The following is a 13,572-nucleotide window of genomic DNA, read 5'->3' as shown; positions in this document are numbered from 1 at the left end:
AGGATCTAAAAAATTTACATAGGAGAGACTTAAGAATGGAAAATTCACCTTTAGATGCAAAAAAAAGGTACATTAGCTGGCCGGTAGTTGCTCTAATGGACTTTGTTACCGTAATTGGCTTTGACGATTTAATTTATAATTTTCACAACCAAGGTTTAGCAATTGTTTCTACTTGGGTTTTAATGATTTTACTTTTTGTTTGGCCTTACGAAATGATGGTTGGCCAACTTGGCGGAACTTTCAACGAAGACGGTGGTGGTTTAGCGTCCTGGGTTCGCGCAACTAACGGGGACCTCGCCGGATACATCGTGGCCTTCTTCTATTGGATTGCGGGATTACCATACGTAGTTGACGTTGCTAACTCCGTGGTGGTTTCGATTAGTTGGTTAGTTAAGGGTAACGGAGATTTACAATCCTACATGCCCACGATTGCCTTTGCCCTCTTCACCGCGGTAGTCTTCTTAGTTTTCATTTGGTTCCAGCACTTTTTCCGCAACCGCTCGTTGGAGATCCTTAGTACTTTGGGCGGCGGGGCCATGTTCGTAATGACGATCCTCTTCGTGGTAATGACGGTTGCTGCTTTGATGCACGGTCGCCACATTGCCACACAACCCTTTAACGTAAAAGCATTCATCCCTAAAATTGACGGTCATTTCCTTTCTACCTTTGGGTTGTTAATTTTCGCGATTAACGGTGCTGAACTAGCCGCCCCATACGTTAAGGAAATGAAGGATGGTAAACGGGACTTCCCGAAAGCCATGATGATGCTCCTATTAATGACGATTTTCCTCACCGTCTTTGGTTCGTTCTCGTTAGCGGTGTTCTTTAACGCTCACCACCTCCCTTACGATTTGAAGATGAACGGTTCCTACTACGCCTTCCAAGCGTTAGGAAAGGAATTTGGAATTGGGGACACCCTCATGTACATCTTTGCAGTGAGCCAAGCCCTTTACATGTTTGCCCAGTTGGCGGTTATTTTGGACGCCAGCACGCGGATCTTCTTGTCTGACGTCGCTATGAAGTACCTGCCTAAATCATTAGGTAAGTTAAATAGCGATGGTTTGCCAATCAACGGATACTGGTTAACTACCGGAATCGTTTCGCTGGTACTCTTCCTCAGTAACTGGCTACCAAGCATTAACGACATGTTCAATTGGCTTTTGAACATCAACGGAATTGTTTCACCGTTCGTAACCAGTTTTGTCTTCTTTGCCTTCATGCGCATTCGGCAAAAGAGTAAAGAATTCCACAGTGATTACGTCTTCATTAAAAACGACGTTCTTGCTTGGTTAGTGGGAGCTTGGTGCTTTGTAATCACCATCGTCTTCTCATTATTAGGGGTTCGTCCAACCGACGCGACGCCAGGAACCGCTTTGTACGATAAGGAATTAGCCTTGAACATTATCATACCGGTAATTTTCATTGCCCTATCCGCGTTGCTTCCTTACATGGCCTGGGTAGAACGGAACCATTTGAAGAAGACTTCTCGGGCTTCCTACCCATTTGCAATCTTAACCTTCATTGTGGGCGCCTACCTAGTAATTAAGGGTCACTACAGTGCCGACGTTTGGTCTGGCGTGATTGCTTGGGGAATTATCGTGGTCATTACCTTAGCGGTTTACTTCCTCTTCTTTAACATCTTTAGAAAATCATTTAAGAAAGCATAGATTCATGAAAACTGTTAACTATTACTTTGTACGTCACGGACAAACCTTATTCAACCGGTACCGTCATTTACAAGGCTGGTCCGATTCACCACTTACCGAAAAAGGGGTGCACGACGCCCAACAAGCAGGTGATTTCTTAGCGAATGTGGATTTTGCCCGCGCTTACTGTTCGGATACTACCCGGGCAATTAAAACAGCTCGGTTCATCAACCAACGAAATCACCACCCGCTACCCGAAAAAAGCATTGAACCAATTGCAGCTTTTCGGGAACAATTTTTTGGTTATTTCGAAGGTGCTAATTCGGTAGAAACCGAATTTAAACTTTATCAACAACATTCCACAATTGAACCGACCCTGAACGCCATGACCGCTTTGCATGGTATCAAGGCGGCCATCGACGTGTGGAAAAACGTGGATCCGTTCCACGATGCCGAAAGCTATACGGAAATCACCACCCGTTTGCAACAAGGCTTGGACTACACATTTGACCAAGCTAACGATGGTGATAACGTGTTAGTGGTATCGCACGGAACTTTGATTCGAATTTTGACTTCTATGTTCAACCCAGAAATTGACGTGTCCCATAGCCCCCGCAACGGGAGTGTTACCAAATTGAAATTGAGGGACCAAGATGGAGTGGTGGAATATTTTGGCAGAGTGTTCCCAGCCCCGGGTAACTCGTGAGGATTAACTGAGAAATAGATCTAATTGTCGAGACAATTAGGTCTATTTTTTAGTTAACCGGAAGGAGTTGGGGCTGGGAACACGTTTCAACTGTACCTCCACGACCCCAAACAAATACAGCCACCGCCACACTGCTCGTTTTTGATCACTTAACGAATTCGCAGTTTATCACCCCATAAAATGCTTATTTTTTTACGCCCGCTTAATCCATGATATAATTATATAAACGTTTTCAATAATTTGGAGGCCATTCTTATATGAACGAAGAAATTAACGAAGAACCAATTATTATTGCCGGTCTAGAACTTCCTGGCGTTAACTTGGATTACGCCATGGCAGAGCTTAAGTCGTTAGCGTCTGCTAACCACATGAGTGTGATGGACCAGCTTACCCAAAAGTTAGAACGGCCTAACGCCGCAACCTATTTTGGTAAGGGAAAGATTGAAGAATTAACCCAAGTAGCTGCGGCTCGCGAAGTCGAAACCCTGGTGGTTAATGACGAATTAACCCCTAGTCAGCTTAGTAATTTAGAAAAGGAAACCCAGCTGCGGGTTATCGACCGCACCGGTTTGATTTTAGAAATCTTTGCTAACCGGGCTCGTTCAAAAGAGGCCCGTCTCCAAGTTGAACTTGCCAAGTTGCAATATCAGCTCCCCCGTTTGCGGACTAGCGCTACCCAGCGTCTTGACCAACAAACTGCCGGAAATACCGGCGGTGGCTTCACTAACCGGGGGGCTGGTGAAACTAAGCTAGAATTAAATCGGCGGACGATCCGCAACCGGATCAACCACATCAACCAGGAACTTAAAGAAATGTCCACTTCGGCCAACGTGCAACGCCAGCGCCGGGATAAAAAGGACATCCCTAGCGTGGCCTTGGTGGGGTACACCAATACTGGAAAGTCGACCACGATGAATGGATTGATTAGTATGTACGGCCGCAATGAAGACAAGCAGGTGTTCGAAAAGGACATGTTGTTTGCCACCTTGGACACTAGTGTGCGTAAACTAACCTTCCCGGACCAAAAGGAACTGATTCTCAGTGATACGGTTGGGTTTGTCAGCAATTTACCGCACCAGTTGGTAAAGGCCTTTCGTTCTACCCTATCGGAAGCTGCTAAAGCGGACCTCCTTGTGCAAGTTGTGGACGTATCCGACCCGCATTATCGGGAAATGATGCAAACTACTGCAGATACCCTCCAAGAAATCGGGGTTACCGACGTTCCCATGATCTACGCCTTTAACAAGGCCGACCGGGCAGGCATCGCTTACCCTACGCTGGATGGAACCGAACTCACCTACTCGGCCAAGCAGCTTCAATCACTTGAAATGCTAACTTCGTTAATTAAAAAGCAAGTATTTAAAAACTACGTACGTGCTGATTTCTTAATTCCTTTTGATGAAGGTCAAGTGGTCAACTTCTTAAACGGCAACGCCGACGTAAAGAAAACTTCCTACACCGATCAAGGAACTAAAATCACCGCCGAACTAAAGGACAGTGATTATCAACGGCTTGCCCAGTACGTTGTCCAACCGGAAGATCAAATTTAAAATTTCGTTAGCACTTAACGCAAAAACGGCATTCAACCCTGTTTCGATAACGAATGGGTTTGAATGCCGTTTTTATTAATCTTAAAAAGCTTAGGCTAATTTCTTCTCTAGTTTTCGCGAGACGATCGACAACGTATAGCAGACCACGAAGTACATTCCTGCTAGAGCTACAAACATTGGAATAATATAGTTTGTGTTTTGCCCGTAAATGATTTGCGCGTGATACATCATCTCCGGAAGCATGATGATCGTCGCTAAAGAGGTATCCTTAATCAACGAAATGAATTGGCTAACCAAAGCGGGAATCATCCGGACCTGCGCCTGTGGCAAAATAATGTAACGCATTGCTTGCCAATACGATAACCCGTTCGCCCGGGCGCCTTCCATTTGGCCTTTATCGATCGAAACAATTCCGCCCCGAATAATTTCCGCAATCATGGCTGATTCAAACACCGTTAGTGCCAAAATTGAAGATGGTAAGATTCCCAACCGAATTCCTAAATTAGGCAATCCAAAGTAGACGAAGAAAAACATTAGCAAAAGGGGTAAATTCCGAATTACGTCGATCACAAGCCCCACAAATGCTGATAAATAACGCACGTTAAGGTACCGAATTAATCCAAGAATACCACCGAGCACGTAGCTAAAAATAATCGAAATCACCGAAACTTCAATAGTTATCCACAGCCCCTTTAACAAGAACGCTAAATTTACCGCGGAATAGGCTTCCATAAATGCGTGCATTAGGCGACACCTCGATTCGTCCGTTTTTCTAGGTACCGCATGTAGTAACTTAGCGGCATCGTAATAATTAGATACAGTACTCCCACTACTAGGTAGGAGTTAATCGTGTCAAAAGTGGTGGAGGCAATGTCGTTACCCACGTACATTAGGTCAAATCCAGCCACGAAAGCTAACACTGAGGAGTTCTTAACTAGGTTAATAAATTGGTTCCCGAGGGGTGGAATCACGATTTTAAAGGCCTGGGGCAAAACAATATAACGCATTGCTTGGCTAAACGTCATTCCGTTTGACCGGGCTGCTTCCATTTGGCCCCCACTTACCGATTGAATTCCCGCCCGCACCGTTTCGGCAATGAAAGCCGAAGTGTAAATGGTCAATCCAATGGTTCCGGCGGTAAAGCCGTTCACGGCGGGAATGTACCGGGGAATCACGATGTAAAAGAACATGGTCACTACCAGTAGCGGAATGTTTCGAACCACTTCCACATAAATACGTCCAATGGTCCGTGCTAACCGGCTGGGTAAAACTTCCATGATAGCAAAAAGGGAACCGATTATTAAACTAAAAAATAACGCAATCAAACTACAAAGTAGCGTTTGTCCGAGTCCACTAAAGAGCTCTGCACTATGATTAGTTAAAATGTTAATCATCGTTCCACCTCCCGGTAATTAAATCCAGGAATATCGCCAAACCATTTCTTGATGAGTCGGTTATACTCCCCGTTTGCAATAATTTCTTGCAACGCTTGGTTAATGTGTTTCTTCAATGCTGGTTGGTTTTGGTTAATGGCGATCCCATAAGGTTCCTTAGTGAACGCCTTCCCGACTACTTTAAATTGGGGGTTATCAACCGCCATCCCAAATAAAATACCGTTATCCGTAGTTAAAGCCGCTCCCTGTCCGGATTTTAGTGCCGTAAGTGCTTGAGCATAATCTTGCAGCTGAATTACCTGTGCCTTAGGAGCAACTTTTTTAACGTTGCTGACCGAATTAGCACCAACCACTCCAATCACCTTAGTCCCCGGATGGTTTAAATCCTTTACACTGTGGATCTTACTGTCTTTAGGAACTAACAGGGATTGTCCGGCATCAAAATAGGAGTCTGAAAAATCAACTACTTTTTGCCGGTCCTTAGTGATCGTCATCGTCGCAATCACTGCATCCAAATTACCATTCTTCAGCAGTGGAATCCGGGTTTGACTAGTTACTTGAACAAACTTAGCCTGCGCGTCTTTTCCCAGCATTTGCTTCGTCAACGCTTTAGCAATGTCAATATCAAACCCCTTAATTTGGGAGTCCTTTACGTCCATTAACCCAAACAGCTTGGTATCGGCCTTCACGCCCCAAGTAAGGGTTTTAGTTTGCTGAGCGGCTTGCCAAGCGTCACGTTGTTTTGCTTCCTGCTTTGTACAACCGCTTAAAAAGCCTAGACAAAGCAACGCCGTCAGCCCCATAAAAAGCATTTTAAAACGTCTGCGCATGGGACCCACCTCCTAGTGTTTGATAATTTTACTGAGAAATTGCCGAGCCCGTTCGTTAGATGGTTGCCCGTCAAAGAACTCTTCCTTACGGTCATCCTCTAGAATTCGTCCGCCGTCCATGAAAATTACCCGATCCCCTACTTCGCGAGCAAAGCCCATTTCGTGGGTTACTACCACCATCGTCATGGCCGAATCACGAGCAATTTGCTTCATTACGTTTAAAACATCGTCGATCATTTCGGGATCAAGCGCAGAAGTTGGTTCGTCAAATAAGATGCATTTGGGTTGCATAGCTAAACTGCGAGCAATCGCAATCCGTTGCTTTTGACCTCCTGACAACATGGCAGGCATGCTATCAGCCTTTTCTGCTAGTCCCACTCGGTCAAGCAATTCCATAGCTAACTGCCGGTTCTGCTCTTCGGGCCGTTTAAGCACGACCCGGGGAGCTAACATAATGTTTTCTAAAACGGACTTGTTATCGTACAAGTTAAAATGCTGGAAAACCATCCCCACTTCTCGCCGAATCTTATTAATATTGGTTTGTCGGTTAGCCAAGTCAAATCCGTTGACAATTAATTGACCACTATCGATACTCTCTAAACCGTTAATGGTTCGAATCAAGGTACTTTTTCCTGAACCAGATGGTCCAATCAACACCACCGTTTCTCCCTTTTCAATGGTTAGATTAACGTTGGTTAAGGCATGAAACTTTCCGTAATACTTTTCCACATTATGAAATTCGATCATCGACATCTTGATCCCTCCATTTCCATTTACCCGTTTGCATTAATAAAAGATTAAAATTAGATAAATTTTTGGTTATATTGACTATACTGGACAAAAAAAGACCTGTCAAAGTAAATACATTGACAGGTCTTAATAATTACGCGCCTAATCACTTAGAAAGTGAGGATTGGCGCCGTTTATAAGCAATATTAATTTTTAAGCGGTATGGTTCATTTTCCACAATCATTCCAGAACGACCGCGCACTTTTTTCTCGCCACCAACTAAAAAGGCGTTTGCTAAATACAAATGGTTTTCAGCTTTAGCAGCTTGATAACTAGATAAGCCAACTTTGGTAATTTCCCCCACCGGAACGGCTTCCATTCGGTTCATTCCGGCCATGATGGTGGGTTTACCATTGACAAGTTGAACTTCTGCATACGGGATGGTGACCCCCATATCACCGATTGCGTACGTCTCAGTTTGTTGCGCAGGCATTTCCGTCCGTAACTCATCGTCAGTACGTCCTCCGTAATCCACAAAGGCCATTCCCGTTTGGATCATCTTTTCCGCAATTTGTTGAATGTTTTTTTGTTGCTGAGCAGATGAAGTGATGGTTGCCGGCAGTAACGCCTTTTGGTCAAAAAACCCGCCTGGGCTTGCAACTTGGCGACTTTGCCTTTCTACCCGCGAAAGGCGGCGCCGAAACTCTTCTTTTTCCCGCACTTCTTCAGGTGCGCCCCCGATGTATTTTTCCAAAATTGGAGAAATATCAAACGGCGCTTGCTTATTGGTGAAATAATAGTAAATGTTCATAATTGAGAAATAAAGGAAAATCAAGAAAATTGCTAGTAGCAATAATCCTCGCGTATATCCGCCATTTTGGATAAAGCGAATCCCAATGTATAACAAATACCAATTTCCCACAAAGGCCATGATGGTGTAAATTTGGTTTTTCAACTTACTCTTAACGCTAATCATGCCCATGTAATGGCTTAATAATGTTAGAAATGAAATCACATTTATCCCCCCTTATTGGCCGGCATTCGCGGTGTTAGTATTGGTAGTCGTAGCCTTTTGGACGGCAGCTTTTTGATTCGTTGCTGGTTGGGAACTGCCTTGACCTTCTGAAGTAGCTGCCCCCGATCCTGAACTAGCATCTGCTGAATTATCCGTCGTGGTTTGGTCATCATTGTTTGCGCCACTCGTTGTATTATCGTTTCCATTGGCGTCTTTGGTCGTTGTTGAGGAAGAGTTGTCCTGGGTTTGATTATCAGTCGGTTGAGAACTTTCCTCACTGCTTGAAGTATCTTCACTCGGTTTGCTGCTCTCTTCAGCACTAGATGATGATTCTGCTGATTTATCCTTAGAATGTTCATCATCACTCGAAGGTTTCTTTTCTGGTTCGCTGCTTTCAACAACTTTTGAAGAACGCACTGGAGCCCCTTCAGAAGTATTAGTAGCTTTATTAACAATTACGTTCGTCGCACTCAGCGCAATTACCATGGTAACGATGGCAATTGGCGTTAAAAAAGGTGGTGTTCTGTATGCCATTCTATCTCCCTCCATATTTCCAAACGTTAGCATACCAAAAAAACGCGCTTGGGTAACCAAATCTTCCCCAAGTTTGCAATAACTTTAAAACTTTCTTCGATAAAATTGACAATTTATTTATTTTGTTACGCGGGCATTTTCTGCACACTCCGCACAAACGCCGTACAATTCAAAATGGTGTCCGGTGATCTCAGCACCTGGGAGCTGATCGCTAAAAAAGCTTAATGGACACATTTTTAACTCCTGTACTTTTCCACATTGGTTGCAGATAAAGTGATGATGGTGCGCGTGGTGTTCGTTACAATCCAACTTTACTTCCGTCTTTCCATCACTTTCATTTTGGTTTTCTTCAACAATCCCCAGCGCCGCAAATTCTTTAACGTTTCGGTAAATCGTGTTGTGACTCATTTTTGGAAATTCTAGGCGCATCAAGCGGTCTAATTCGGTTAATTCCAGATAACGATCACCACTTTGTGCAAGTAGCTCTAACAAACTCTGCCGTTGACGCGTAATTTTATAGCCATTCGCTTTCAATATTTTAATCGCAATCGCAATTGGGCTTTTATCCACTGTTTGCCACCTCGTAAATAGTAATTATTACGCTTTACATTAACATATTTAGGGGCGCATTTAAACGTCCAACGTCTGCTTTTTAATTTCCATATAAAATGCATCAAGCTTTTGTTTAGTAGTTTGCCAATCATCGTTGTCGATTACGGTTGCTTTCCCTTGTAGTTCTTTTGGCAATTCCATATCACGACGATATTCGGGACTATTAATTCGTTTAGTAATTGATGCTAAACTATCGCCCCGCTTTAACAACCTTTTTTTCAGCGTGTCCTCTTTTTGAACTCGCAAAAATAAAATTGCTACTTGATCACCTAATTTTTGTTGGTAGGTAATCGCACCGGCCGTATCCAACACTATGCAAGCAACCGGATTCTTTTGCCACGCTTGGGTGAGCCCTTCATAAGAGGAACCGTACCGGTAATGCGCGTATTGAACTTGTTCCAAATAATGATTCTGGTCGAACGACTCCGCCGTTTCAAAATAATAATCTACCCCCTGCCTTTCGTTAGTTCTTTGAGGGCGAGTGGTGTGGGTAATTACTTTTGCAACTCCGTAACGTTGGTTAAAATAATCTGCCACCGTGGTTTTTCCCGAACCCGTAGGCCCTGCTATTACAATAATCTTATTCATTTCCCTTACTCCAAGCTTAAATATTTGCATTTTTGTTTAAAATATTGTAAATTAAGGTATCGTATCAATTGGAAGCGCTTTTCCCGCTTCTAAAATTCATGATTTAGGAGGTTTATCATTATGCAATTTAAAAAGTACAGTACAGCTTGGTACAGTATCGCACTTGATACTGAAAAACAGGTTTTTATCGCTAATGATAAAGCCCAACCAGAGTTTCAAGCTACAGGCGTAACCATTGAAGAAGCGATTCAAAATCTTCAAAGCCTCGAAGAAAATTCATTCAGCAAGTTAGCATAACTTTAACTCTTAAAAAGCTTTATCAAACGCAAGCAAGGAGGCCATGACCCGCGATGTCATGGCCTCTTTTTGTTTGCTTTGAAAGTCGAAGCTCTTATTGCTGCTCGGCTTTCCGAACATATTGGTCTGCGTTGTCTAACGCCTGCTTTAAGTTGAGGTAGGTTAGCCTTTTTCTCGCAGCTGCATAATCAAGCCACGCCGCCATACTGATTTCTTCTTTTTGCAAACGCACCACCGTGTCTTCTGGAACCCGGGCCGTAAACAAAGTTACTTTTTTATCATTTTCGCCAACCCGATAGTTTAAAACATCGTAGAACCGGTCGTCGACCCTAGTAACAATGCCCGTTTCTTCCCTAATTTCTCGTTCGGCCGCTTCAATCGCTGATTCCGTGTTTTCTAAATGTCCCTTAGGAAAGCCCCAAAAGCCGCTTGTAGCGCTCTTTAATAATAAATAATACGGAATTCCCGCACGCATTTGGTAAACTACTGCTCCACCATCCAATTCTAAAGCCATCGCCATTCCTCCGTTTTTTGCTTACTTTTTTAATTATACCAGTCTCTAATTGCACTAGTTTAGCAAATTTAACCTGCACAGATTTTTGGTTTCCGTTGACAGCCTTAACTTTGTCCCGTATTATTAGAAAAACATTAGAGAGGAAGTGGCCTATGCAACTAAAACATAATATTTTTCGTAAAGAATCGTTAGCTAATTATCTGAAAGTAGATTCTCAATTTGAAAAGACGCTAGGTGCTAAGGATCTCTTAGCCTTAGGAATTGGTGCGGTGATTGGGACCGGGATTTTTATCCTTCCTGGAACCGTGGCGGCGTTAAAAGCCGGTCCTTCAATCACCCTTTCATTCGTGATTGCTGCCTTAGTTTGTGCTCTGGCAGGGATGTGTTACGCAGAATTTGCCGCTTCAATTCCCGTTGCAGGAAGTGCCTACTCCTACGGAACCATTATTTACGGCGAACTACTCGGCTGGCTGCTAGGTTGGGCATTGATTTTAGAGTACGTCCTGGCGGTGGCGGCAGTTTCCACCGGGTGGTCCGCTTACTTCGGATCTTTAGTTAAGGGATTTGGTGGTCATCTGCCCGCCGCGATTGCTGGACCATTTGATCCGCAACACGGAACCTATATTAATTTATTTGCCGTAATCATCGTACTTTTAATCGGTTTTCTACTCAACCGAGGTTTTAAATCTTCGATTCGAATTAATAATTTAATGGTTTTCGTCAAAATTGCGATTATTTTGATCTTTATCGGTGTGGGTATTTTTTACGTTAAACCAAGTAACTGGCAACCGTACTTTCCATTTGGAATTCACGGGACCTTGGCCGGTGCATCCACCGTCTTCTTTGCTTACTTAGGTTTTGACACCGTTTCGGCATCCGCAGCAGAAGTTAAAAATCCAGCTAAAAACATGCCTATTGGAATCATCGGTACATTGATTGTTGCCACAATCTTTTACGTAGCGGTAGCAGTGGTCCTAACTGGAATGGTGCCTTATAGCCAACTCAACGTGGCCAACCCCGTATCCTTCGCCTTACAACTAGTCCACCAAAATTGGATTGCTGGATTGCTATCTGTAGGTGCCTTGGCTGGGATGACCACCATGATGATTTCCATGATTTATGGTAGTTCTCGTTTAGTTTACGCAACCGGGCGGGACGGTCTCTTGCCGCGCTTGCTAGGCCAACTAGAAGGCCCGCACCGGTCTCCTAAAAACGCTTTGGTAGTCGTTACGATTTTCATCGCGCTACTCGGCGGTTTCGTTCCCCTTGACCAGCTTACCAACCTAGTAAACATGGGAACGCTGTTTGCCTTCGGACTAATTTCGTTAGGGGTAATCCCCTTACGTCGCCGAACTGACATCCCAGGGACCGGCTTTAAAGTACCTGGTTACCCAGTGATCCCAATCATTTCAGTTATCGCGTGTGTTTACTTGATTTCGACCCTTTCATTAGAAACTTGGATTGGTTCGGCAATCTGGTTTGCAATCGGCTTAATCATTTACTTTAGCTATGGCATGCGACATAGTAAATTGGCTGAATAACCTATATAGATGCGAAAGAACAGGCTCCTCTCCTAAATTTAGGAGGGGAGCCTGTTCTTTTTATTGGTTTAATTATTTTGGTAACATATTCAATACGTAAAGCATTAACACGAAGGCAAACATTAATATCCAAACAATATAGTTAACTTCCTTGCGCCGACCTGCTACGGTCATAAGGATTGGGTAAGTTAGAAAACCAAATGCCATCCCATAGGAAATATTATACGTTAATGGCATACCGATAATTGTCAAGAACGCTGGCATCGCAATTTCAAACTTATCCCATTGAATCTCTCTTAATGCTGAAGCCATCAACACCCCAACAATAATTAATGCTGGTGCAGTAACTTGCGTGGTAACTACCGTTAATAGTGGAGAAAATAGCATACTGAAGACGAAGAGCACTCCCACCGTTAATGAGGTTAATCCAGTTTTCCCACCTACGGCAATTCCCGCAGAAGACTCTACGTAAGCTGAGGTAGGGGTCGTTCCCATTACGGAACCAGCAAGCATTGAAAATGAGTCTGCCATGAGCGCTTGACCAATCCGAGGCATCTTATTATTTTTCATAATTCCAGCTTGTTGCGCCAAACCAATTAGTGTCCCTGCAGTATCAAAGAAAGCAACTAATAACAAAATCAGCACAACTGCCCACATTTGTGGGTCAAGGATCGAAGGCAAGTTGTGAATTCCTACTCCAAAGGTTGGTTTCATACTAGGAGCGAGTGAAATGATGCTAGTTGGCATTTTAATTAAACCCGTAATTAAGCCTAATAATGCGGTTGCTACTAGTCCAATAAAAATTGAGCCAGGAACTTTACGCGCCATTAAAATTGCAATTACAAACACACCAAAAATTGTTAGCCAAGTCGTTGGCACCGACAATGACCCCATTTCAACTAGGGACGTTTTACTAGCCGTGACTAATCCCCCACCTTGTAGGCCAATAAATGCAATAAAAATACCAATTCCAGCAGCCATTGCCAACTTTAAATCTTGCGAGATTGCGTCAATCACCATTTCACGAACTTTCACCAAAGAAAGAATCGTAAATAACACCGAAGCAATAAATACTCCAGCCATTGCCTTAGGCCACGGAATCCCCATTCCTAAAACCACGGAAAAGGTAAAAAAGGCATTATCCCCCAAACCGGGAGCGACCGCGATTGGATAATTAGCTAAAAACGCCATTAGTACACAACCAATAATTGCGGAAAGTGCCGTTGCAGTAAATACTGCACCCTTATCCATCCCAGCCTGCCCCAAAATACTAGGATTTACAAATAAAATATACGCCATCGAAACAAACGTTGTTAACCCTGCTAAAACTTCCCGTTTCACAGTGGTTTGGTTTTCACTTAGATGAAACGTTTTGTCCAAAATCCCTAATGATGAGACTTCCTTTAAGTTTTGTTCCACGATTTGACCCTCCGTGTGATAAATTGTTTTATTTACAAACTGATTATTCCATACTTTATTTCATTTATCAACCTCTATAGTTCGTGTTTTACTATAAAACGGATGTTTTTTTGCATTATTTTTATAAAAAATCAGCATTATATAAACTTTTTTATTCTTCCCGAACTGTAAACTTCCTAAATTAGCTGTTTTATCAG

The 13,572-nt window shown here is 43.3% G+C and carries 15 protein-coding genes; 5 read left to right on the top strand and 10 right to left on the bottom strand.

The window, feature by feature from the left end:
- Window positions 1-35 precede the first annotated feature (35 nt).
- From NYR25_01845 to hflX, 3 genes are all read left to right on the top strand, one after another.
- Window positions 36-1,667, top strand: coding sequence for an APC family permease (locus NYR25_01845; GenBank protein UWF34174.1), 1,632 nt, complete (start codon window positions 36-38; stop codon window positions 1,665-1,667).
- Between the two features lie 4 nt (window positions 1,668-1,671).
- A complete protein-coding gene (locus tag NYR25_01840) occupies window positions 1,672-2,352 on the top strand; it encodes a histidine phosphatase family protein (protein UWF34173.1) in 681 nt (226 codons plus the stop codon).
- A gap of 257 nt (window positions 2,353-2,609) precedes the next feature.
- A complete protein-coding gene (gene hflX, locus NYR25_01835) occupies window positions 2,610-3,902 on the top strand; it encodes a GTPase HflX (GenBank protein ID UWF34172.1) in 1,293 nt (430 codons plus the stop codon).
- Window positions 3,903-3,992: 90 nt separating this feature from the next.
- On the opposite strand, the gene NYR25_01830 is transcribed toward hflX, so the two are convergent.
- The 8 genes from NYR25_01830 to NYR25_01795 all read right to left on the bottom strand — a co-directional run bounded on the left by NYR25_01830 (window position 3,993) and on the right by NYR25_01795 (window position 9,604).
- Window positions 3,993-4,646 carry an amino acid ABC transporter permease gene (locus NYR25_01830; GenBank protein UWF34171.1) on the bottom strand — a complete coding sequence of 218 codons (654 nt, stop codon included), beginning with the start codon at window positions 4,644-4,646 and terminating at the stop codon, window positions 3,993-3,995.
- Complete coding sequence (locus tag NYR25_01825) at window positions 4,646-5,296, bottom strand: amino acid ABC transporter permease (GenBank protein UWF34170.1); 651 nt, start codon at window positions 5,294-5,296, stop codon at window positions 4,646-4,648. Before NYR25_01825 ends, NYR25_01830 begins: the two co-directional genes overlap by 1 nt.
- Window positions 5,293-6,126 carry a glutamate ABC transporter substrate-binding protein gene (locus NYR25_01820; protein ID UWF34169.1) on the bottom strand — a complete coding sequence of 278 codons (834 nt, stop codon included), beginning with the start codon at window positions 6,124-6,126 and terminating at the stop codon, window positions 5,293-5,295. The genes NYR25_01825 and NYR25_01820 overlap by 4 nt, the downstream gene beginning before the upstream one ends.
- Window positions 6,127-6,138: 12 nt before the next feature.
- A complete protein-coding gene (locus tag NYR25_01815) occupies window positions 6,139-6,873 on the bottom strand; it encodes an amino acid ABC transporter ATP-binding protein (GenBank protein ID UWF34707.1) in 735 nt (244 codons plus the stop codon).
- A gap of 148 nt (window positions 6,874-7,021) precedes the next feature.
- On the bottom strand, window positions 7,022-7,870 hold the full coding sequence (locus NYR25_01810) for a hypothetical protein (protein ID UWF34168.1): 849 nt from the start codon (window positions 7,868-7,870) through the stop codon (window positions 7,022-7,024).
- A gap of 12 nt (window positions 7,871-7,882) precedes the next feature.
- On the bottom strand, window positions 7,883-8,404 hold the full coding sequence (locus NYR25_01805; protein ID UWF34167.1) for a hypothetical protein: 522 nt from the start codon (window positions 8,402-8,404) through the stop codon (window positions 7,883-7,885).
- A gap of 117 nt (window positions 8,405-8,521) precedes the next feature.
- Window positions 8,522-8,974 (bottom strand): transcriptional repressor, encoded by a 453-nt coding sequence (locus NYR25_01800; GenBank protein ID UWF34166.1) that lies wholly within the window; start codon window positions 8,972-8,974, stop codon window positions 8,522-8,524.
- Between the two features lie 60 nt (window positions 8,975-9,034).
- A complete protein-coding gene (locus NYR25_01795; protein ID UWF34165.1) occupies window positions 9,035-9,604 on the bottom strand; it encodes a guanylate kinase in 570 nt (189 codons plus the stop codon).
- A gap of 120 nt (window positions 9,605-9,724) precedes the next feature.
- On the opposite strand from NYR25_01795, the gene NYR25_01790 reads away from it, so the two are divergent.
- Window positions 9,725-9,901 (top strand): hypothetical protein, encoded by a 177-nt coding sequence (locus tag NYR25_01790; protein UWF34164.1) that lies wholly within the window; start codon window positions 9,725-9,727, stop codon window positions 9,899-9,901.
- Window positions 9,902-9,995: 94 nt separating this feature from the next.
- Here the strand turns inward: NYR25_01790 and NYR25_01785 are convergent, their stop codons facing one another.
- Entirely contained in the window at window positions 9,996-10,415 is a 420-nt protein-coding gene (locus NYR25_01785; GenBank protein UWF34163.1) for an NUDIX domain-containing protein, read from the bottom strand.
- A gap of 152 nt (window positions 10,416-10,567) precedes the next feature.
- On the opposite strand from NYR25_01785, the gene NYR25_01780 reads away from it, so the two are divergent.
- Window positions 10,568-11,956, top strand: coding sequence for an amino acid permease (locus NYR25_01780; protein UWF34162.1), 1,389 nt, complete (start codon window positions 10,568-10,570; stop codon window positions 11,954-11,956).
- A gap of 72 nt (window positions 11,957-12,028) precedes the next feature.
- Here NYR25_01780 and NYR25_01775 read toward each other — a convergent pair whose 3' ends face one another.
- Window positions 12,029-13,336 (bottom strand): NCS2 family permease, encoded by a 1,308-nt coding sequence (locus tag NYR25_01775; GenBank protein ID UWF34706.1) that lies wholly within the window; start codon window positions 13,334-13,336, stop codon window positions 12,029-12,031.
- Between the last annotated feature and the right edge of the window lie 236 nt (window positions 13,337-13,572).

This window comes from Pediococcus acidilactici (assembly GCA_024970065.1).
GTDB lineage: Bacteria > Bacillota > Bacilli > Lactobacillales > Lactobacillaceae > Pediococcus > Pediococcus acidilactici_A.
Note: the sequence above shows the minus strand (reverse complement) of the source record. Positions and strands in the feature narration are given on the sequence as shown.

Bases quoted from the DNA above. Each gene is read 5' to 3' on its own strand.
- NYR25_01830 (UWF34171.1), bottom strand. From the start codon at position 4,646: ATGCACGCATTTATGGAAGCCTATTCCGCGGTAAATTTAGCGTTCTTG.
- hflX (UWF34172.1), top strand. From the start codon at position 2,610: ATGAACGAAGAAATTAACGAAGAACCAATTATTATTGCCGGTCTAGAA.
- NYR25_01840 (UWF34173.1), top strand. From the start codon at position 1,672: ATGAAAACTGTTAACTATTACTTTGTACGTCACGGACAAACCTTATTC.
- NYR25_01845 (UWF34174.1), top strand. From the start codon at position 36: ATGGAAAATTCACCTTTAGATGCAAAAAAAAGGTACATTAGCTGGCCG.
- NYR25_01795 (UWF34165.1), bottom strand. From the start codon at position 9,604: ATGAATAAGATTATTGTAATAGCAGGGCCTACGGGTTCGGGAAAAACC.
- NYR25_01780 (UWF34162.1), top strand. From the start codon at position 10,568: ATGCAACTAAAACATAATATTTTTCGTAAAGAATCGTTAGCTAATTAT.
- NYR25_01825 (UWF34170.1), bottom strand. From the start codon at position 5,296: ATGATTAACATTTTAACTAATCATAGTGCAGAGCTCTTTAGTGGACTC.
- NYR25_01820 (UWF34169.1), bottom strand. From the start codon at position 6,126: ATGCGCAGACGTTTTAAAATGCTTTTTATGGGGCTGACGGCGTTGCTT.
- NYR25_01785 (UWF34163.1), bottom strand. From the start codon at position 10,415: ATGGCTTTAGAATTGGATGGTGGAGCAGTAGTTTACCAAATGCGTGCG.
- NYR25_01790 (UWF34164.1), top strand. From the start codon at position 9,725: ATGCAATTTAAAAAGTACAGTACAGCTTGGTACAGTATCGCACTTGAT.
- NYR25_01815 (UWF34707.1), bottom strand. From the start codon at position 6,873: ATGATCGAATTTCATAATGTGGAAAAGTATTACGGAAAGTTTCATGCC.
- NYR25_01805 (UWF34167.1), bottom strand. From the start codon at position 8,404: ATGGCATACAGAACACCACCTTTTTTAACGCCAATTGCCATCGTTACC.